Here is a 21,661-nt window from a genome sequence, read left to right on the forward strand (position 1 = left end):
TAAGGGATCACGATGCAGAACGGCGCAATGAAAGCCTGGCTGGACTCTTCTTTCCTTTCTGGTGCGAACCAGAGCTGGATTGAACAGCTCTATGAAGACTTCTTAACCGATCCTGACTCAGTGGACGCAAACTGGCGTTCCATGTTCCAGCAGTTGCCTGGCACAGGGGTCAAACCGGATCAATTCCATTCCAAAACACGTGATTATTTCCGTCGTCTGGCGAAGGATGCCTCACGTTACTCTTCTGCGATTTCCGACCCTGACACCAATGCGAAGCAGGTTAAAGTCCTGCAGCTTATCAACGCTTATCGCTTCCGCGGTCACCAGCATGCGAATCTCGATCCGCTGGGACTGTGGAAACAAGACCGTGTGGCCGATCTCGATCCGGCGTATCACGATCTGACCGAGGCCGATTTCCAGGAAAGCTTTAACGTAGGTTCCTTTGCCATCGGCAAAGACACGATGAAGCTGGGCGATTTGATTGACGCGCTCAAGCAAACCTACTGCGGCTCCATCGGCGCGGAATACATGCACATTACCTCTACCGAAGAGAAACGCTGGATCCAGCAGCGCATCGAATCCGTAGCGGGCCACGCGACCTTCTCGGCTGACGAGAAAAAACGCTTCCTGAATGAACTGACCGCAGCGGAAGGGCTCGAGCGCTATCTGGGCGCGAAATTCCCGGGCGCAAAACGCTTCTCGCTGGAAGGCGGCGACGCGCTGGTGCCGATGCTGAAAGAGCTGATTCGTCACGCAGGCAAGAGCGGCACCCGTGAAGTGGTACTGGGCATGGCGCACCGTGGTCGTCTGAACGTGCTGGTCAACGTGCTGGGTAAAAAACCGCAGGATCTGTTCGACGAGTTCGCGGGCAAACATAAAGAACACCTCGGCACCGGCGACGTGAAGTACCACATGGGCTTCTCGTCGGATATCGAAACTGAAGGCGGTCTGGTTCACCTTGCGCTGGCGTTTAACCCGTCACACCTGGAAATCGTTAGCCCGGTGGTTATCGGTTCCGTGCGCGCACGTCTGGATCGTCTGGACGAGCCGAGCAGCAATAAAGTGCTGCCTATCACCATCCACGGTGATGCGGCGGTAACAGGGCAGGGCGTGGTTCAGGAAACCCTGAACATGTCGAAAGCGCGTGGTTACGAAGTGGGCGGTACCGTTCGCATCGTGATCAACAACCAGGTGGGCTTTACCACCTCTAACCCGCTGGACGCGCGTTCGACCCCGTACTGCACCGATATCGGTAAGATGGTGCAGGCGCCGATCTTCCACGTTAACGCGGACGATCCGGAAGCCGTTGCTTTCGTTACCCGTCTGGCGCTGGACTTCCGTAATACCTTCAAACGCGATGTGTTCATTGACCTCTTCTGCTACCGCCGTCACGGCCACAACGAAGCGGACGAGCCAAGTGCAACCCAGCCGTTGATGTACCAGAAAATCAAAAAACACCCGACCCCTCGCAAAATCTATGCTGATAAGCTGGAGAGCGACAAAGTGACGACGCTGGAAGATGCGACCGAAATGGTCAACCTCTACCGCGACGCGCTGGATGCGGGTGAATGCGTGGTGAAAGAACTGCGTCCGATGAACATGCACTCCTTTACCTGGTCGCCGTACCTCAACCACGAGTGGGATGAGAGCTACCCGAACAAGGTTGAGATGAAGCGCCTGCAGGAGCTGGCTAAACGCATCAGCACCGTACCGGACGCTATCGAGATGCAGTCTCGCGTAGCGAAAATTTACGCTGACCGTCAGTCCATGGCGGCAGGCGAGAAGCTGTTCGACTGGGGCGGCGCGGAAACGCTGGCTTACGCAACGCTGGTTGACGAAGGCATTCCTGTTCGTCTGTCCGGTGAAGATGCGGGCCGTGGGACTTTCTTCCACCGTCACGCGGTTGTTCACAACCAGTCCAACGGTTCAACCTACACCCCGCTGCAGCACGTGCACAACGGGCAGGGCCAGTTCAAGGTCTGGGACTCCGTGCTGTCTGAAGAAGCGGTTCTGGCCTTCGAATACGGTTACGCTACCGCAGAACCCCGCACCCTGACCATCTGGGAAGCGCAGTTCGGTGACTTCGCCAACGGTGCGCAGGTGGTTATCGACCAGTTCATCTCCTCCGGCGAGCAGAAGTGGGGCCGCATGTGTGGCCTGGTGATGCTGCTGCCGCACGGTTATGAAGGGCAGGGTCCGGAGCACTCCTCCGCACGTCTGGAACGTTATCTGCAGCTCTGCGCCGAGCAGAACATGCAGGTCTGCGTACCGTCCACCCCGGCTCAGGTCTACCACATGCTGCGTCGTCAGGCGCTGCGCGGTATGCGCCGTCCGCTGGTGGTGATGTCGCCGAAATCCCTGCTGCGTCACCCGCTGGCGGTGTCGAGCCTGGAAGAACTGGCGAACGGAACCTTCCTGCCGGCCATCGGTGAAATTGACGAGCTGGATCCGCAGGGCGTGAAGCGTGTCGTAATGTGTTCTGGTAAGGTTTATTACGACCTGCTGGAACAGCGCCGCAAGAACGATCAGAAAGATGTCGCCATCGTGCGTATCGAACAGCTTTATCCGTTCCCGCATCAGGCGATGCAGGAAGTGCTGAAACAATATGCTCACGTACATGATTTTGTCTGGTGCCAGGAAGAGCCGCTTAACCAGGGCGCATGGTACTGCAGCCAGCATCATTTCCGTGAAGTGATTCCATTTGGGTCAGCCCTGCGCTATGCAGGTCGCCCGGCCTCCGCCTCTCCGGCGGTAGGGTATATGTCCGTTCACCAGAAGCAGCAACAAGATCTGGTCAATGACGCGCTGAACGTCGATTAATTAAAGGATACAAAATGAGTAGCGTAGATATTCTTGTTCCCGACCTGCCTGAATCCGTAGCAGATGCGACCGTCGCTACCTGGCACAAAAAACCAGGCGATGCCGTTAAGCGCGATGAAGTGCTGGTAGAAATCGAAACTGACAAAGTGGTACTGGAAGTACCGGCTTCGGCGGATGGCGTTCTGGACGCGGTGCTGGAAGATGAAGGTACTACCGTAACCTCTCGTCAGATCCTGGGTCGCCTGCGTGAAGGCAACAGCGCGGGCAAAGAGTCCAGCGCGAAATCTGAAGAGAAAGCCTCTACGCCGGCTCAGCGCCAGCAGGCTTCTCTGGAAGAACAGTCTAACGACGCCCTCAGCCCGGCGATCCGTCGCCTGCTGGCTGAGCACAGCCTTGACCCGGCAGCCATTAAGGGCACCGGTGTGGGCGGTCGTCTGACCCGCGAAGACATCGACAAGCACCTGGCGAAAGCGCCTGCTCAGGCAGAAGCGAAAGCCCCTGCGGCAGCACCCGCAGCGCAGCCTGCTCTGGGCGCCCGCAGCGAAAAACGCGTGCCAATGACTCGCCTGCGCAAACGCGTGGCCGAGCGTCTGCTGGAAGCGAAAAACTCCACCGCGATGCTGACCACCTTCAACGAAGTGAACATGAAGCCAATCATGGACCTGCGCAAGCAGTACGGTGACGCGTTTGAAAAACGTCACGGTATCCGTCTGGGCTTTATGTCCTTCTACGTGAAGGCGGTGGTTGAAGCGCTGAAACGCTACCCGGAAGTGAACGCGTCTATTGATGGCGATGACGTGGTTTACCACAACTATTTCGACGTCAGCATGGCGGTTTCTACTCCACGCGGCCTGGTAACGCCGGTTCTGCGTGATGTGGATACCCTGGGTATGGCTGACATCGAGAAAAACATCAAAGAGCTGGCTGTTAAAGGCCGCGACGGCAAGCTGACCGTAGACGACCTGACCGGCGGTAACTTCACCATTACCAACGGCGGCGTATTCGGCTCGCTGATGTCTACCCCGATCATTAACCCGCCGCAGAGCGCGATCCTGGGTATGCATGCCATTAAAGATCGCCCGATGGCGGTAGACGGTAAAGTTGAGATCCTGCCAATGATGTACCTGGCGCTCTCTTACGACCACCGCCTGATCGACGGCCGCGAGTCCGTGGGCTTCCTGGTAGCGATTAAAGAGCTGCTGGAAGATCCAACGCGTCTGCTGCTGGACGTCTAGTCACTTTTAGCATCACCTGCCCCGTAGGCCGGCACACGCTGCGCCGGTCTACAGGTTTGAAGATAACGATTACCCTGAAGGATGGATAGAACACATGAACTTACATGAATATCAGGCCAAACAGCTGTTTGCCCGGTATGGCTTACCGGCTCCGGTGGGTTATGCCTGTACTACCCCGCGTGAAGCAGAAGAAGCCGCATCTAAAATCGGTTCCGGCCCGTGGGTAGTTAAGTGTCAGGTTCACGCTGGTGGCCGTGGTAAAGCGGGCGGTGTGAAGGTTGTTAAGAGCAAAGAAGAGATTCGTGCGTTTGCTGAACATTGGCTCGGCAAGCGTCTGGTGACCTACCAGACTGATGCGAACGGCCAGCCGGTTAACCAGATCCTGGTGGAAGCGGCGACCGACATCGCGAAAGAACTGTACCTGGGCGCGGTTGTTGACCGTAGCTCCCGTCGCGTGGTGTTCATGGCGTCTACCGAAGGCGGCGTGGAAATCGAAAAAGTGGCGGAAGAGACCCCGCACCTGATCCACAAAGTGGCTATCGATCCGCTGGCGGGCCCAATGCCTTACCAGGGTCGCGAGCTGGCGTTCAAACTGGGTCTGGAAGGCAAGCTGGTTCAGCAGTTCACCAAGATCTTCATGGGTCTGGCAACTATCTTCCTGGAGCGCGACCTGGCGCTGATCGAGATCAACCCGCTGGTGATCACCACTCAGGGCGACCTGATCTGCCTCGACGGCAAGCTGGGCGCTGACGGTAACGCGCTGTTCCGCCAGCCGGATCTGCGCGAAATGCGCGACCAGTCTCAGGAAGACCCGCGTGAAGCGCAGGCTGCACAGTGGGAGCTGAACTACGTGGCGCTGGACGGTAACATCGGCTGTATGGTTAACGGTGCAGGCCTGGCAATGGGCACCATGGACATCGTTAAGCTGCACGGCGGTGAGCCAGCGAACTTCCTCGACGTAGGCGGTGGCGCAACCAAAGAGCGCGTAACCGAAGCGTTCAAAATCATCCTCTCTGACGACAACGTGAAGGCCGTTCTGGTTAACATCTTCGGCGGCATCGTGCGTTGCGACCTGATCGCAGACGGTATCATTGGTGCGGTAGAAGAAGTGGGTGTAAACGTTCCGGTGGTTGTGCGTCTGGAAGGTAACAACGCTGAACTCGGCGCGAAAAAACTGGCTGACAGCGGCCTGAATATTATTGCAGCGAAAAGTCTGACGGATGCAGCTCAGCAGGTTGTTGCCGCAGTGGAGGGGAAATAATGTCAGTTTTAATTAATAAAGATACCAAGGTTATCTGCCAGGGCTTCACCGGTAGCCAGGGGACTTTCCACTCCGAACAGGCGATTGCCTACGGCACGCAGATGGTTGGCGGCGTAACGCCAGGTAAAGGCGGCACCACGCACCTGGGCCTGCCGGTATTCAACACCGTGCGTGAAGCCGTAGAAGCGACGGGCGCAACCGCGACCGTGATCTACGTTCCGGCACCGTTCTGCAAAGACTCCATTCTGGAAGCGATCGACGCAGGCATCAAACTGATCATCACGATTACTGAAGGCATCCCGACGCTGGATATGCTGACCGTGAAGGTGAAGCTGGATGAAGCGGGCGTGCGCATGATCGGCCCGAACTGCCCAGGCGTTATCACCCCGGGCGAATGCAAAATCGGCATCATGCCGGGCCACATTCATAAGCCGGGCAAAGTGGGCATCGTGTCCCGTTCCGGTACCCTGACCTATGAAGCGGTTAAGCAGACTACCGATTACGGCTTCGGCCAGTCCACCTGTGTGGGCATCGGCGGTGACCCAATTCCGGGTTCTAACTTCATCGACATCCTGAAGCTGTTCCAGGAAGATCCACAGACCGAAGCGATCGTGATGATCGGTGAGATCGGTGGTAGCGCGGAAGAAGAAGCCGCTGCTTACATCAAAGAACACGTCACCAAGCCAGTTGTCGGTTACATCGCGGGTGTGACTGCGCCGAAAGGTAAGCGTATGGGTCACGCAGGCGCGATCATTGCCGGTGGTAAAGGTACGGCTGATGAGAAATTCGCAGCGCTGGAAGCCGCAGGCGTGAAGACCGTTCGCAGCCTGGCGGATATCGGCGAAGCACTGAAATCCATCATTAAGTAAGTCCTCTCTGCTCCCCGAAAGGGGGGCGTTGAAGTATAAAAATGTCCGTTTCGACATGGTTGGCCGCTGTAAAGCGGCCTTTTTTATTGCTTATTGCAGGAAATCCTCACGTACTGGGGTGAAGGTATCCAGCAGAGTTCCCGCCTTGCGACACACGCAGCCGTGCATAACATTGGGCTGTTTGTACAGCGTATCACCCGCTCTGACGATGTGCGTTTCGTCGGCAATGGTGAATTCAAACTCACCGGAGAGTACATACGTCAACTGCTCGTGAGGATGGCTGTGCATAGGGCCGATAGCGCCCTGGGCAAAATGCACTTCAACCGCCATCATATTGCCGGCATGGGCGAGGATCCGGCGCGTTACGCCATTACCTGCCTCTTCCAACTGCGTCAGATCGTGAAAAACAAACATCGTATCACCTTAGTTGTATATTGAATCCGTGACTTCTGACTGCGTTGTCAGAGGTGGTATTCGTGGTTTAACGTCGTGTCAACGACCGTTATCGTGTCGTCGCTCTTCACGATATCGACTTTCCCGGTGCCCGTGAAATCCGTGACAAACACGAAGGAAATACGCTTATCTCGGCTGCGTAATAGCAGGTAGTCGATCATCGATGTCGAAGGGTTATTCGGTCCCTGAGCTTTGATTAACGCCGTATTGTTGGTCGAAAAGCAGGTGACAGAAACCGGCGCGTCGGCCTGGTAGTGAACCTCCGTTTTACCCTTTAGCGGCTGTTCGGTTGCCTGCTTAACGTAGGGGTAGCAGATCCGCACGCCATTCTGTTGCACCGTCGGTGTTGCTGCGGCGTTGATGTGGTAAACCGCATCAACACACTGGTAGTGAGGATTATCGACGTCCCATTTATCAATCAGCAGGTTTTCCGTCACGACGATGCTACGGCGAAAAACGATATCCCGGTAGGACTCATCATCCCACTCCACGCGAGTTTTGCTGTCGGGTAACACAGCGGCGCTGCACCAGTCCACTTCAGCGATCAGCCGCGATTCTCCCTCCTGCTGCTGGTAATCAAGAACTCTGGGTAGAGCAGGGGGCTGGTTGAGCCCGTTGACGCACAGCGTGTTGTGCGAAAACGTATTTTTGTAGTAGCCATAGTGCAGCGGTGCGCCATAGCCGGTCGTGCCCAGATCGGGGAACAGCGCACTGTAGTTATTGAAGACGATAAGGTTGAGTCGGTCGTAGTGATCGTGCTCGCCGCCATAAGGGCCATGTTTTATACATACGGCGCGGCCTGGCGCATTGCGGATTATCGTAAATCCGGCGTCAGGATTATGCTCATTACCCTCCGGGGCGCTTAACGCCTGCGTCGGCAGCGGTTGCCCATAGAAAAGGGCGTCAATGTTGTCGCGCGGTCCAGCGGTGTATAACCAGGCTAACAGCTCGCCATATTGCGGATTGCCATAATAGTTGAATGCAAATTCATAGATATCGGCGTGGCCGAGTTTTTCCTGGCCATTCACGCAGTCGTTCACCTTCGGCAGCGTCATATTCGGCATCAGCAGCGTTACTGGCAGCGACAGCATGTTCGTATACCAGGGCTGATCCAGCAGGCTGAACGGCCCATGTTGGGCGAATTTCTCAAAGCCCATGAACGCCTCAAGCGCGTAATAGTGGTAATGCAGCGAACCTTCGAACCATAAGCCGCCGGGCAGCAGGGCATGTTCCAACTGATAACGCAGGCCGTAAGGGCTATTAACGGCAAACGTCAGATAGTGATCGTCGTCGAGAATAGCGCCGATAATGCCGATGGTCGCACTGATCTTCACCTCGTGGTTGTGGATTTGATTGCTACGGTGCTGCATTAGAAACTCGGCCCCGCTGCGCAGCAGACGTCGGGAAATATAATCATACTGTTCTGCCGTCAGCGCGGCGCTGACGATATCGAACCCACGGGCAAAATCGGCATGACAGTTGGCTTCACAAAGCGTCTGCGCGTTGGCTTTGCCGGGACCATTATAAGGAATACCACCGTGCTCTTCGTAGTCAGGGTAGTATTTTGCATACTGCATCAGGATATCGATAATTTTATCGAGGTATCTCTTATCATCCGTTAGCAGCCAGAGGATGCCAAGCTCATAGCACGCTTTGGCATTGAGCCCATTGAGCCAGCGCCACCAGGCCCCGTAGTAGGGTTCGCCGGTAAAGACGGCTCCATCAACGGGGCAACGGTGCTTATTGGGCGATTTTCGGTCCCAGTGCAGCCGCACGCTGTGTTCCGGGCAGTAAAAGTAGTGGTTCCAGGTGGCGCAACCCGTTTGCGGAACCAGCGTGTCGTGAATGAGCACGTCACGGTTGTTTTCCTCCAGGCGGCGAAGTATTTCCGGCGTTACCCGAGCTTTTGCAGCGGCAATCTGGGCTTGTGTAAATTGTTTCATTATCTACCTGTATGCGTTGTCGTGGCGTTTACTTCACCAATACAGAGCCCGGGGTCAGGATGTTGATATCGGTGTCATTTGCCTGCGTCAATAGCGCGGCATTTTTGCTGAAATCATTGTCTTTCCAGACTCTCGCTGCGGCGAGTAACGGACCAGTAGCCTCTTCAGGGTTGTATTTTATTTCCTGATACGGCCAGTCGCTGACGTGTTTGCCGGTTTGCTGGCTGACGAAGGAAAAGGCTTTTTTCATAGTTCGCCCATCCAGTGCGTAATTCCAGACATCATCACCGGTTATTTCACCGTAGCGACCCATTCTGGCGTAGGCTGCCAGAGCAAAATTGGTGTAATGGAAGGAGCGAGTTCGTTCAAGCTCGGCCGGTAGTTCACCTTTGACGTTCACCTGAGCAACAAGGTGGCGATTTTTGAAAATATCGATTTGCCGACGAGCCTGTTTGACGTCGCCGGAGAACAACGAAAAGGCGGTAACCTGCGTGTCATACCAGGCGCCGTGATTGTTATACCAGTTTCCCTCTTCCTGGCCGTTAGCGCTGGTTAACAGCCATGTGGTATAGGCTGAATACCAGCTTTTGTAACCCTGGAGCTCTTTATCAGACAGGAATCCCGCATGGTGCAACAGGACGATACTGTCAGCGACATCTATCAATACCCGCGTATCAATAATGCCAATCCCCCGGCCATTCACTATGCCCGGAATCGCCTGGGCGTAACTGAGGTCAGGATTCATTCTGGTTTGCTTGTTCAGAAACCAGGTGTCCAGCATGATTTCTGCTTTTTGCGCATAGCGGGCGTCTGCGCTATAAAATGCGGCCAGCGAGAGCGCTCGGACGTCGTCAGAGAACTGCACCAGGCGTTTGCTGTCCGTATCGTCTGTCTTGGATGACGGGTTTATCTGACCGTCTTTACGAATCCAGGGAAGATGGTCTTTGGTATCCGGGTTTGGCCACCAGTAGGGGCCAAAGCTGTAATAGTCATGCTTATTCCCTGATGCCGGTAACAATTTTTTATCGGTCACACTCCAGGGTTTATGTTCCAGCGCCTGCTCTGCTTTCTGTAGCAGATTTTTCCAGGCGGGTGCGTAGGTTTGATCTCCACGCTGAATACTTTCTTTTATCTCAAGCATCTGCCTGCAATCGTACGTCAGGCAGTCGTCATTCGGGTCCTGAGGCTGAGTACTCCCACTTGTCGCTAACGTGGAGGTTGAGATCAGCGCGCTGATAAACGCAATGTTGCGATAATTCATCGGTATATTCCTTACATTTATACCCTTCATTCAGGCGATTACCGGTGTGGCTTTTGCAGAAGGGAGCTTGATCAGCATCCACAGGAACAGGGCGCCAATCAAATCGAAAACGCCCAGACCGATAAAGAAGATGTCGTAACCCACAATAGCGACCATCGCGCCAAGGAAAATACTGAACAGGAAGTTCCCCATGCTGCCGGTGAAGGCGGCGAACCCGGTCGCGGTGGCGACTTTTTGTCTTGGGAACAGGTCGGATGACATGCTGATCACCGTAACAGACAGGCACTGATGGGCGAACCCGGCAATACAAAACAGCGCAATGGCCACATAGACATTACTGACGAAACCAACGCCAGCCATCGACAGCATCAGCAGGGCGGCAAACGTAAAAGTGATGCGTTTGGCGTTAACAATATGCACACCGCGGTTGTTCAGAAACTTCGAAATGTAACCCGCAGCCAGACAACCCAGGTCAGCTGTCAGGAAGGGGAGCCAGGCAAACATGGCGATTTCTTTCATGTTCATGTGGCGCACCGTCACCAGGTAGAGCGGCATCCAGTAGTGCAGCGTCCCCCATGCCGGATCGGCCATAAAACGCGGTAAGGAGATGGCCCACAAGCTTTTATCCTTGATCATGGACATTAGCGAGGCTTTCTCTTTAACCACTTCTATTTGATCGGCCTTGACCTCTTCGTGCTCTTCCTTCAGCAGCGCAGGGTGCGACTCAGGGGAGCGATAAAGTACCGCCCACAGAATGGCCCAAACAACGCCGATGGCGCCGGTGACAACAAAAGACATTTCCCAGTTGTAGTTAATAATCGCCCAGACGACCAGCGGCGGGGCCAGCATGGCACCGACGGAGGTACCGAGGCTGTAAACGCCGCAGGCTAGGCCGCGCTCTTTTGCCGGAAACCACTCGGCGGTGACTTTCATACCCGCAGGGTTGAAGGCGGCTTCGGTCAGGCCCAGGCCGCCGCGCAATGCGGCGATAGGGAACCAGGTGTTAAATAATGCCGTCAGCATGTTGCATACAGACCACAATGCAGCCAGTACAGCAAAACTGACTCGCAAGCCGAATTTATCGATCACAAAACCGCAGGCGATCCCTCCGATGGCATAGGTGAATGGAAAGACCGACACAATCCATGAGTATTGCTCGCTGGAGAGATTCAGCGTTTTCATCATTTCCGGTGCTGCGACGCCGAGCGTGCTTCTGGCTAAGTAGTTAATTATCGTCCCTAGCATGACGAGTGAGATAATGTACCAGCGTAGTTTTTTGATCTTCACGACATCCATCCTGTACGTTGATGATTTATTTTTTGGATATAAAACATGGGTTCATTTTATTGTATGGCTTTGCCTCTATAGCTTTAGAGATCTCGATCTCGTTTTTTAAAGCAATGTTTCATTTTTCTTTGTTGGTTTGTGTTCGAATCTGTGGAAGAACAATTTGTTTGTGTTTTGTTATCGTTTATTGTTTTTTGAAAAATCCAAAAAATAAATTCACCAAGCTTATAAATGCTTTGATTAAGTAAATTTTGTTTATGTTTTTATTTTATAGAAACGGTGTTTTGAAAAAATTTATGACAGCGATCTTATTTGAGAATATTTGTTCGTGATATTTGTTTTTAAACGAATATGATTCCACGGGATTTTTTTTGATGGGTGTTTTTTATTCTATGGCAAGTGATCTTATTTAAAGGATGAAGGTCTGTTATGCAAAAGAATCTATTACGTTTTTTTCTTCTGATCGCTGCTGGCTCACCGCTGGTGAGCCATGCGCTAACGTTTGATGTCCGGGGCGGCTATAAAACCGGGAGCCACTCCTATGAGTCGCGGTATAAGATCAGTGAGAGCTGGGCTAACGGTTGGTGGGCAAGCGCGGAGATGGATAATAAAAACAATAAAAATAACGGGAAGGGTACAAACGGTTCCGATAAGTCCGACAGTGCTCACTCTTTTGGTGACAGCACAACTGACTACAATGAGATAGAGACAAATTATACATGGCGGTTTGCCGATAAGTGGAATCTACAACCCGGGGGGATTTACCACTGGAGTAGTAAAGGCACCCAGCTTCGTCCCTATATGAGAGTCAACTATCTGCCCGGTGCTGACTGGAGTCTCGGCTTGCGTTACCGATACGATTATAATACTTATGAGACTGTTAATGATGAGGGAGAGTCACATCGCGACAGTGTTAATCGTCTCGACATCTTTGTGGGTTATAAATTTAATCGCGAATGGAGTTTCTTATATCAGGGCACAGCATATAAGCATGCTAATGAGGATTACACCTATAAAAATAATAAAACCTGGGCAACGGAGAATGCATTTACACTGCGGTATAAGTGGAACGAATGGTTTAGTCCCTATGTTGAATACGACTATTTAGATCAGCAGGGTTACTATGACGGTGAGGATAATGTCTCTGAGTCGCGCTATCGCATCGGTATGACGTTTACACTTTAATCATTGAACTAACGTAATAACATGAGAGCCCGGTTTTGCACCGGGTTCTTGTCATTCATGAACGTTTAGTGCCTGCGTTTCGCCACGAGTGTAAATTTGTAGTCATCGCTTTTGAAGATATTGCAGCTGAATTCAAATACGCGTCCATCACTGAGGAAGCCGCGGGAGATTTTTTCCAGGACAGGTTTTGCTGCATCGATGCCCAGAGCATTCACGACCTCGTCAGAGGGCATCACGGGGATGACCTCCTGCTCGCTGCGATCGATAACCAGCTTTTTGATCTGCTCAACGTAGTGGTATTTCGAATTCTCCATTACTTCCCAGGTGAGGTCGGGGAACATCGCCAGCGGCATCCACGTTTCTTCCAGATTCACCGGTTTTTGTTTGATAAAGCGGACGCGTTTGACGTGCCAGACTTTATCGTCCGGGTTGATCGCCAGCCTTGCTGCGAGCCGCTCATCGGCTTTCACCACTTCGAAGACGCTGACGTCGCTGTGCGTATCGACGTTTCGGTCCGCCAGCTTTTCGTAAAAGCCGGTGAGCTGGTAAATGTCGTAGTTAACGCGCTCTTCTTTTACGTAAGTGCCGCTGCCCTGAATGCTCTCGACGATCTGCTCTTCCGTAAGCAGCTTCAGCGCCTGTCTCACCGTTACACGGCTAACGTTGAACGCCTCCTGAAGGCTGGATTCCGTCGGTAGCGCATCGCCGGGTTTTAACTCACCCGTATTGATTTTCTCGCGAAGCGCATCGGCTATCTGCCGGTACATCGGTTTGTTACCCATAGAATCTGCCTTTCTAATACCTTTTCACGGAATTATGCCTTCAGCGTAAAATTTGTAAATAATACAATTTGAATACAAATTTGCATTGTTAGTGAAAGTGATCACATAAATGTATTGTATTTCCTGCCACAATTGCCGCCAGACAATAACAACTTACGTGTGAGGATCTTATGAACCTGACGACTCTGACCCATCCCAGCGCTGTCTGTGTGCAGGCTCACTATTCCAGCCGTGATGAGGCAATTCGCCAGCTTACGATGCGGCTGGTGGCGCTGGGCAAAATTACCGATGGCGATGCGTTTCTGGCGGAGGTCTACCGTCGCGAATCGCAGGGGCCAACCGCACTGGGTGAAGGGCTGGCTGTCCCGCACGGTAAATCGAGCGCGGTGAACGAAGCGGCTTTTGCGATTGCTACGCTGTGCGAACCGCTGGAGTGGGAGGGGGTGGACGGCCCTGAAAACGTTGAGCTCATCGTCCTGCTTGCTATACCGCCTGCTGAAGCGGGGTCCACGCATATCCAGGTGCTGACGGCGCTGACGTCTCGCCTGGCAGATGATGCACTCCGGGAGCGCGTTATGGCTGCAGCGACGGCGGAGGATCTGCTTGATGCGCTGAACGGTGTTTCGCAGGAAGACGAGGTTGCCACATTGGTGAATGCACCAACCGTCATCTGCGTCACCGCCTGTCCGGCCGGGATTGCCCATACCTATATGGCAGCTGAGTACCTGGAAAAAGCGGGACGTAAGCTGGGCGTTAACGTGGTGGTCGAAAAGCAGGGGGCGAACGGTATTGAGGGACGCATCACCGCGCAGCAGTTGCAGGAGGCCAAAGCGTGCATCTTTGCCGCAGAAGTGGCGATCAAAGAGAACGAGCGTTTTCAGGGAATCCCCGCCATTTCCGTGCCTGTCGCGGAACCTCTGCGCCATGCTGAAGCGCTCATTGAGCGCGCGCTGGCGCTACAGCCTTCTATCGATGCGCGTCATGCGCATGGCGATGCGGGAATGAAAAAGAGCGTTAAAACCGAGCTCAAGCAGGCGCTCCTTAGCGGTATCTCCTTTGCGGTGCCGCTGATCGTCGCCGGCGGGACGGTGCTTGCTGTGTCGGTACTTCTGGCGCAAATCCTGGGCCTGCAGCACCTGTTCGACCAGGAAAACTCATGGCTGTGGATGTACCGCAAGCTTGGCGGCGGCATGCTCGGCATTTTAATGGTCCCCGTTCTGGCGGCCTATACCGCTTACTCGCTGGCGGATAAACCCGCGTTGACGCCGGGCTTTGCGGCCGGTCTTGCGGCCAATATGATCGGCTCAGGTTTTCTGGGTGCTATCATCGGCGGGCTGATCGCGGGTTACCTGATGCGCTGGGTGAAAAATCACATTCGCCTGAGTAGCCGCTTCAACGGCTTTTTAACCTTTTATCTCTATCCGGTTATTGGCGTACTGGGTGCGGGCAGCCTGATGCTGTTTGTGATTGGTGAGCCGGTGGCCTGGCTTAATACTACGCTCACCGCCTGGCTTAATGGGCTGTCCGGCGCGAATGCGCTGCTTCTGGGGGCGATCCTCGGGTTTATGTGCTCATTCGATTTGGGTGGTCCGGTCAACAAAGCCTCTTACGCGTTCTGTCTGGGAGCGATGGCTAATGGGGTATACGGTCCCTATGCCATCTTTGCGTCCGTCAAAATGGTGTCGGCCTTCACCGTCACGGCGTCAACGTTGCTGGCACCGAAACTGTTTAAACCGTTTGAAATTGAAACCGGTAAATCCACGTGGCTGCTCGGCCTTGCGGGCATCACCGAAGGGGCGATTCCGATGGCGATTGAAGATCCGCTTCGCGTCATTGGTTCATTTGTGCTCGGCTCCATGGTAACAGGCGCGATTGTCGGCGCGATGGAGATCGGGTTGTCCACGCCGGGGGCCGGTATTTTCTCTCTCTTTTTACTTCACGATGCCGGGTTGAGCGGTGTGGTTGCGGCGGCGGGCTGGTTTGGCGCGGCGCTGGTGGGTACCGCTATCTCAACCTTTATTCTGCTGCTCTGGCGTCGCCAGGCAGTGAAAAAGGGCAACTACGTCACTGAAGACGCCATACCGTAACAACGCACAAACAGGAAACGAAGATGAAAGCTGTATCTCGCGTTCATATCACGCCGCATATGCACTGGGACCGTGAGTGGTATTTCACCACCGAAGAGTCGCGTATTCTTCTGGTCAATAATATGGAAGAGATCCTGACCCGTCTGGAGCAGGATGACGAGTATAAATATTATGTCCTCGATGGACAGACGGCGGTGCTGGAGGATTATTTTGCCGTCGTGCCTGAAAACCGCTCGCGGGTGAAAGCGCTTGTAGAGCGCGGAAAGCTGATAATCGGCCCCTGGTATACCCAAACCGATACCACGATCGTCAGCGGCGAGTCGATTGTTCGCAACCTGATGTACGGCATGCGCGACTGTATGGCGTTCGGCGAGCCGATGAAGATCGGCTATCTGCCGGATTCGTTTGGTATGTCCGGCCAGCTTCCACATATCTATAACGGGTTTGGCATTACCCGCACGATGTTCTGGCGCGGCTGTTCTGAGCGACACGGGACCGACAAAACCGAGTTTCTCTGGCAGAGTCAGGACGGTAGTGAAGTGACGACGCAGGTGCTGCCGCTGGGCTACGCGATTGGTAAGTACTTACCGGAGGACGAAGCAGGGCTGCGAAAACGGCTCGACAGCTATTTCGAGGTCCTGGAAAAAGCCTCGGTGACCAAAGAAATTTTACTGCCCAACGGTCATGACCAGATGCCGCTGCAGCAGAACATTTTCGCGGTAATGGATAAGCTTCGTGAAATCTATCCTCAGCGTCAATTTGTGATGAGTCGGTTCGAAGAGGTGTTTGAGCACATCGACGCGCACCGCGATGAACTGGCGACGCTGAAAGGGGAGTTTATCGACGGGAAATACATGCGCGTTCACCGGACCATCGGCTCCACGCGCATGGACATCAAAATCGCCCATGCGCGTATCGAGAACAAAATTGTCAATATCCTCGAGCCGCTGGCGGCGCTTGCCTGGACGCTGGGTTTTGAATATCACCACGGTTTGCTGGAAAAAATGTGGAAAGAGATCCTCAAAAACCACGCTCACGACAGCATCGGCTGCTGCTGCAGCGATAAGGTGCACCGCGAGATTGTCTCCCGCTTTGAACTGGCAGAGGACATGGCTGACAACCTGGTGCGTTTCTATATGCGCAAGATTGTCGACAACATGCCGCAAAGCGACGCTGATAAGCTGGTGATGTTCAACCTGATGCCTTGGCCGCGTGAAGAGGTGATAAACACCACGATTCGGCTGCGGGCCAGCCAGTTCAGACTGCGGGATGAAAAAGGCAACGATATCCCCTATTTCATTCGCAGCGCGCGCGAACTCGACCCCGGCCTTATTGACCGGCAGATTGTCCATTACGGCAATTACGAGCCCTTTATGGAGTTTGATATTCAGCTCAGCCAGATACTGCCGTCGATGGGCTACCGTACGTTGTATATCGAACCGAACGTGGCCGGGAAGATGCTCCCGGCGGTGAAAAACACCGAATCCTTACTTGAAAATGCCTTCTGGCAGATTGATTTAAACGATGACGGCACGCTGCGCCTGCGCGACAAAGAAACCGGGCTTATTTATGACCGCGTACTGGAAATCGAAGAGAGTTCGGACGATGGCGATGAGTACGACTATTCACCTTCCCGGGAAGAGTGGAGGCTCACTTCAGCGCAGGGTGAACATGAGGTTGAGGTCACGCACGAAGGCTGGCAGAGCAGGGCGGCGATCCGCCATCGAATCGCCGTTCCGGCAAATCTGGCCGAACGCGCGGCGCGCCAGCGAAACGGCTCACTCAACGTGGAGTTTGACGTCACGCTTAGCCATAACAGCAGGCGCATTGATGTATCCGTGCGGCTGGATAACCAGGCTGACGACCACCGCGTTCGCGTGCTGATCCCTACGCCGTTTATGACAGAGGAAGTGTTAGCGGATACGCAGTTTGGCTCGCTTACTCGCTCGGTGCAGGACGCAGCGATGGCGACCTGGCATGAGGAGGGCTGGAAAGAAGCGCCGGTTCCCGTCTGGAATTTACTCAACTATGCTGTCCTGCAGGAAAAGCGCAACGGGCTGGCGCTCTTCACCGAGGGGCTGCGCGAGTTTGAAGTGGTGGGCGATGACAAAAAAGCATTCGCCTTAACCTTGCTGCGCGGCGTGGGGCTGCTCGGGAAAGAAGATTTGCTGTTGCGTCCTGGCAGACCTTCTGGGATCAAAATGCCTGTTCCTGACTCTCAGATGCGCGGGCCGTTAACCTGTCGCTTTAGCCTTTTCAGCTTCAGCGGTACGCCGGAAAACGCGGGCGTCGCGCAGCAGGCTAAATCGTGGTTAACGCCGGTGCAGTGCTATAACAAAATTCCCTGGGATGCGATGAAACTGAATCAGGCGTCGTTTATCACGCCGGAAAGTTACAGTCTGTTAGCGCTTTCGCCAACGGGATGCGTGCTCAGTACGCTCAAAAAGGCTGAAGATCGTGATGAGCTCATTCTCCGCCTGTTCAATCCTTCGGCGTCCAGCGCATTTGACACGACGTTATCCATGAATCCGACGGTGAAACGGTGGCGCGAAACGGACATGAACGAACGGATAATGGATCGGTGTGAAGGAGAGGGCATTGTCGGGGCATTCAGGCCGGGGCAGTCGCGAACCTTTAGCATTCTTATCGCCTGAGCCCGTGATACGGAAAAGGCTGCAGAGAGGGCGGCCTTTTTTCATTAAATAGTCACACAGCGGTGTTAACTTATGGGGTATCAAAAGTAAATTAAATGTAATTTCGAAGGGTTGCATAAATGCAATGGAAAAATAACCTGGCCCGACTACGCTTATTGTTTGTCCCTCACTGAAAATGTTGCTCTCTTTAGCGTTAATTAAAATCACTTCTGTTTATATTCTTCCCTGTCTTCGATAACCAATCTCATCTTTTTATGCACATATCATTAACATGGTTTTTACCACTCTCACCATGATTAAACATAGTTAACATCAATGATTGTTTTTGATTTAAGTCAATGTTTAATCCTTGGAAAAACCCGTCAAAAGGCGCTAAATTGTCCCCGATCAAAATGGCCGAAAAGTGGTAATTTTGCTATAAATTGATCACCGTCGAAAAACGTAAATGTGATTCAATAAAAACCTGTTTATTGTAAGGGTTTTGCAGCGTATTATATTTGCGGGATCAATTTGAGTTTTTTATTAACGTATTTGTAACCTCACGTCACCGTTTTTATCCTCCTTCAGGGTAATAACGACGACAAGGATGCGAATAATTTGTATTGGGGCATGCGTGTGGATCTCTCTTTGACGGGGTTCACTCTCGGAGTCTTCATGCGATGAGCAAGGAGTCATGATGTTAGATATAGTCGAACTGTCGCGCTTACAGTTTGCCTTGACCGCGATGTACCACTTCCTGTTTGTGCCACTGACGCTCGGTATGGCGTTCCTGCTGGCCATTATGGAAACGGTATACGTTCTCTCCGGCAAACAGATTTATAAAGATATGACCAAGTTCTGGGGCAAGTTGTTTGGTATCAACTTCGCACTGGGCGTGGCAACCGGTTTGACCATGGAGTTCCAGTTCGGGACTAACTGGTCTTACTATTCCCACTATGTAGGGGATATCTTCGGTGCGCCGCTGGCCATTGAAGGTCTGATGGCATTCTTCCTCGAATCCACCTTTGTAGGTCTGTTCTTCTTCGGTTGGGACCGTCTGGGTAAAGTCCAGCATATGGCGGTGACCTGGCTGGTGGCATTAGGTTCGAACCTGTCCGCGCTGTGGATCCTGGTGGCGAACGGCTGGATGCAGAACCCTATCGCGTCTGATTTCAACTTCGAAACCATGCGTATGGAGATGGTCAGCTTTGCCGAGCTGGTCCTGAACCCGGTTGCGCAGGTTAAATTCGTTCACACCGTTGCTTCTGGCTATGTGTGCGGCGCGATGTTTGTCCTGGGTATCAGTTCTTACTACATGCTGCGCGGTCGTGACTTCGCGTTTGCTAAGCGCTCCTTTGCTATCGCTGCAAGCTTTGGTATGGCTGCAATCCTCTCTGTTATCGTTCTGGGTGATGAATCCGGTTACGAAATGGGTGACGTGCAGAAAACCAAACTGGCCGCCATCGAAGCCGAATGGGAAACCCAACCGGCGCCTGCTGCGTTTACGCTGTTCGGTATTCCGGATCAGGACGCGCAGGAAAACCGCTTCGCTATTCAGATCCCTTACGCACTGGGTATCATCGCCACCCGTTCTGTTGATAAGCAGGTGACCGGTCTGAAAGAGCTGATGGTTCAGCACGAAGAGCGTATCCGTAACGGTATGAAAGCTTACTCGCTGCTGGAACAGCTGCGTGCCGGTTCTACCGATCAGGCCGTTCGCGACCAGTTCAACAACGTGAAGAAAGATCTGGGTTACGGTCTGCTCCTGAAACGCTATACCCCGAACGTTTCTGATGCGACAGAAGCGCAGATCCAGATGGCCACCAAAGACTCGATTCCACGCGTTGCGCCACTGTACTTCGCATTCCGTATCATGGTGGGCTGCGGCATCATCATGCTGCTGATCATTGCGGCGTCCTTCTGGTCCGTGATTCGCAACCGCATCGGCGAGAAAAAATGGCTGCTGCGCACCGCGCTGTACGGTATTCCACTGCCGTGGATCGCTATCGAATCCGGCTGGTTTGTTGCAGAGTATGGCCGTCAGCCATGGGCGATTGGTGAGGTACTGCCAACGGCGGTAGCGAACTCTTCCCTGACAGCGGGCGATCTGATCTTCTCCATGCTGCTGATTTGTGGTCTGTACACCCTGTTCCTGGTGGCTGAACTGTTCCTGATGTTCAAGTTCGCGCGCCTTGGCCCAAGCAGCCTGAAAACCGGTCGCTATCACTACGAGCAGTCCACCGCGACTACTCAGCCGGCACGCTAAGACAGGAGTCATCAAATGATCGATTATGAAGTATTGCGTTTTATCTGGTGGCTGTTGATCGGCGTTCTGCTGATCGGTTTCGCCGTCACGGATGGTTTCGACATGGGGGTGGGGATGCTCACCCGTTTCCTCGGTCGTAATGACACCGAGCGTCGAATCATGATCAACTCCATCGCCCCTCACTGGGACGGTAACCAGGTGTGGCTGATCACCGCAGGCGGCGCGCTGTTCGCTGCCTGGCCGATGGTCTACGCGGCTGCGTTCTCCGGCTTCTACGTGGCGATGATTCTGGTGCTGGCCTCTTTATTCTTCCGTCCGGTAGGCTTCGACTACCGTTCCAAGATTGAAGACACCCGCTGGCGCAACATGTGGGACTGGGGCATCTTCATCGGTAGCTTCGTTCCACCGCTGGTGATCGGCGTGGCGTTCGGTAACCTGCTGCAGGGCGTACCGTTCCACCTGGACGAATATATGCGTCTTTACTACACCGGTAACTTCTTCCAGCTGCTGAATCCGTTTGGTCTGCTGGCAGGCGTGGTGAGCGTGGCGATGATCATCACTCAGGGCGCAACCTATCTGCAGATGCGTACGGTTGGTGAACTGCACCTGCGTTCCCGTGCTACTGCTCAGGTTGCGGCACTGGTCACGCTGGTCTGCTTCGCACTGGCCGGTGTGTGGGTGGTGTACGGCATTGATGGCTACGTGGTGACGTCTGCAATCAACCATACTGCGCCGTCTAATCCGCTGACCAAAGAAGTGGCGCGTCAGGCAGGTGCATGGCTGGTGAACTTCAACAATACCCCTGCGCTGTGGGCTATCCCGGCTCTGGGCGTACTGTTGCCGCTGTTGACCGTGTTGACGTCTCGTCTGGAGAAAGGCGCTCTGGCGTTCGTGTTCTCATCACTGACCCTGGCGTGCATCATCCTGACATCGGGTATTGCGATGTTCCCATTCGTCATGCCATCCAGCACCATGCTGAATGCTAGCCTGACCATGTGGGATGCAACCTCCAGCCATATGACGCTGAACCTGATGACGTATGTTGCTTGCGTGTTCGTTCCGATTGTTCTGGCCTACACCATCTGGTGTTACTGGAAAATGTTCGGTCGCATCACGAAAGAACATATTGAAAGCAACACCCACTCTATGTACTAAGTAAGGAGCTGAATATGTGGTATTTCGCATGGATTTTAGGGACGCTTCTTGCCTGTGCATTTGGTGTCATCACTGCCCTGGCGCTTGAGCACGTCGAAGCGACCAAAGCGGGTGAAGAAAAACACTGATGAATATTATCGCGAAACTTTACGCGGTAATGGATAAGCGCCCGTTACGGGCGCTTTCTTTAGTGATGGCATTACTGCTGGCAGGTTGTATCTTCTGGGACCCTTCGCGCTTTGCAGCGAAAACCAGCGAGCTTGAAATCTGGCACGGCTTCCTCATTATGTGGGCGGTGTGCGCAGGTGTGATCCACGGCGTGGGCTTTCGTCCGAAAGCCGTTCACTGGCAGGGAATTTTTTGCCCGCTGATCGCCGATCTGGTGCTTCTCGCCGGTTTGATTTTCTTCTTCTTCTGAATAAGA

General features: G+C 53.6%; 16 protein-coding genes. 11 read left to right on the plus strand and 5 right to left on the minus strand.

Features of this window, described 5'->3' with window-relative positions; genetic code table 11:
- The first annotated feature begins 12 nt into the window (after positions 1-12).
- The 4 genes from sucA to sucD all read left to right on the plus strand — a co-directional run bounded on the left by sucA (position 13) and on the right by sucD (position 6,185).
- Complete coding sequence (sucA, locus tag L370_RS08850; protein WP_023334931.1) at positions 13-2,820, plus strand: 2-oxoglutarate dehydrogenase E1 component; 2,808 nt, start codon at positions 13-15, stop codon at positions 2,818-2,820.
- 14 nt (positions 2,821-2,834) lie between these two features.
- Positions 2,835-4,055 (plus strand): 2-oxoglutarate dehydrogenase complex dihydrolipoyllysine-residue succinyltransferase, encoded by a 1,221-nt coding sequence (gene odhB, locus L370_RS08845; protein ID WP_008501093.1) that lies wholly within the window; start codon positions 2,835-2,837, stop codon positions 4,053-4,055.
- A 94-nt stretch (positions 4,056-4,149) separates the two neighbouring features.
- Positions 4,150-5,316: an ADP-forming succinate--CoA ligase subunit beta gene (sucC, locus tag L370_RS08840; RefSeq protein ID WP_006809579.1), complete on the plus strand. Its 1,167-nt coding sequence runs from the start codon at positions 4,150-4,152 to the stop codon at positions 5,314-5,316.
- Entirely contained in the window at positions 5,316-6,185 is an 870-nt protein-coding gene (sucD, locus tag L370_RS08835) for a succinate--CoA ligase subunit alpha (protein WP_008501094.1), read from the plus strand. Before sucC ends, sucD begins: the two co-directional genes overlap by 1 nt.
- 90 nt (positions 6,186-6,275) lie before the next feature.
- On the opposite strand, the gene L370_RS08830 is transcribed toward sucD, so the two are convergent.
- From L370_RS08830 to L370_RS08815, 4 genes are read right to left on the minus strand one after another with little or no spacing between them, the layout of a single operon-like run.
- A complete protein-coding gene (locus L370_RS08830) occupies positions 6,276-6,599 on the minus strand; it encodes a cupin domain-containing protein (RefSeq protein ID WP_023334932.1) in 324 nt (107 codons plus the stop codon).
- Between the two features lie 47 nt (positions 6,600-6,646).
- A complete protein-coding gene (locus L370_RS08825; RefSeq protein ID WP_023334933.1) occupies positions 6,647-8,581 on the minus strand; it encodes a heparinase II/III domain-containing protein in 1,935 nt (644 codons plus the stop codon).
- 28 nt (positions 8,582-8,609) lie between these two features.
- Positions 8,610-9,842: an alginate lyase family protein gene (locus tag L370_RS08820; protein WP_023334934.1), complete on the minus strand. Its 1,233-nt coding sequence runs from the start codon at positions 9,840-9,842 to the stop codon at positions 8,610-8,612.
- A gap of 30 nt (positions 9,843-9,872) precedes the next feature.
- Positions 9,873-11,129 (minus strand): MFS transporter, encoded by a 1,257-nt coding sequence (locus L370_RS08815; RefSeq protein WP_023334935.1) that lies wholly within the window; start codon positions 11,127-11,129, stop codon positions 9,873-9,875.
- A gap of 429 nt (positions 11,130-11,558) precedes the next feature.
- On the opposite strand from L370_RS08815, the gene L370_RS08810 reads away from it, so the two are divergent.
- Positions 11,559-12,314, plus strand: coding sequence for an oligogalacturonate-specific porin KdgM family protein (locus L370_RS08810; RefSeq protein ID WP_023334936.1), 756 nt, complete (start codon positions 11,559-11,561; stop codon positions 12,312-12,314).
- 65 nt (positions 12,315-12,379) lie between these two features.
- On the opposite strand, the gene L370_RS08805 is transcribed toward L370_RS08810, so the two are convergent.
- Positions 12,380-13,096 (minus strand): GntR family transcriptional regulator, encoded by a 717-nt coding sequence (locus L370_RS08805; protein WP_023334937.1) that lies wholly within the window; start codon positions 13,094-13,096, stop codon positions 12,380-12,382.
- Positions 13,097-13,266: 170 nt separating this feature from the next.
- Between L370_RS08805 and mngA the strand changes: the two genes are divergently transcribed.
- The 6 genes from mngA (at position 13,267) to ybgE (ending at position 21,655) form a co-directional block, all read left to right on the plus strand.
- The gene (gene mngA / locus L370_RS08800; RefSeq protein ID WP_023334938.1) at positions 13,267-15,183 is read left to right on the plus strand and encodes a PTS 2-O-a-mannosyl-D-glycerate transporter subunit IIABC; all 1,917 of its coding nucleotides are present in this window, start codon (positions 13,267-13,269) and stop codon (positions 15,181-15,183) included.
- 23 nt (positions 15,184-15,206) lie between these two features.
- On the plus strand, positions 15,207-17,837 hold the full coding sequence (mngB, locus tag L370_RS08795) for a mannosylglycerate hydrolase (RefSeq protein ID WP_023334939.1): 2,631 nt from the start codon (positions 15,207-15,209) through the stop codon (positions 17,835-17,837).
- A gap of 676 nt (positions 17,838-18,513) precedes the next feature.
- Positions 18,514-20,082: a cytochrome ubiquinol oxidase subunit I gene (gene cydA, locus L370_RS08790; RefSeq protein WP_023310795.1), complete on the plus strand. Its 1,569-nt coding sequence runs from the start codon at positions 18,514-18,516 to the stop codon at positions 20,080-20,082.
- A gap of 15 nt (positions 20,083-20,097) precedes the next feature.
- A complete protein-coding gene (gene cydB / locus L370_RS08785; protein ID WP_023334940.1) occupies positions 20,098-21,237 on the plus strand; it encodes a cytochrome d ubiquinol oxidase subunit II in 1,140 nt (379 codons plus the stop codon).
- Between the two features lie 14 nt (positions 21,238-21,251).
- Entirely contained in the window at positions 21,252-21,365 is a 114-nt protein-coding gene (gene cydX / locus L370_RS08780; RefSeq protein WP_003858598.1) for a cytochrome bd-I oxidase subunit CydX, read from the plus strand.
- Positions 21,365-21,655 carry a cyd operon protein YbgE gene (gene ybgE, locus L370_RS08775; RefSeq protein WP_008501100.1) on the plus strand — a complete coding sequence of 97 codons (291 nt, stop codon included), beginning with the start codon at positions 21,365-21,367 and terminating at the stop codon, positions 21,653-21,655. The genes cydX and ybgE overlap by 1 nt, the downstream gene beginning before the upstream one ends.
- Positions 21,656-21,661: the final 6 nt, after the last annotated feature.

Origin of the sequence: Enterobacter sp. MGH 24, from assembly GCF_000493015.1 — a bacterium.
Classification (GTDB): Bacteria; Pseudomonadota; Gammaproteobacteria; order Enterobacterales; family Enterobacteriaceae; genus Enterobacter.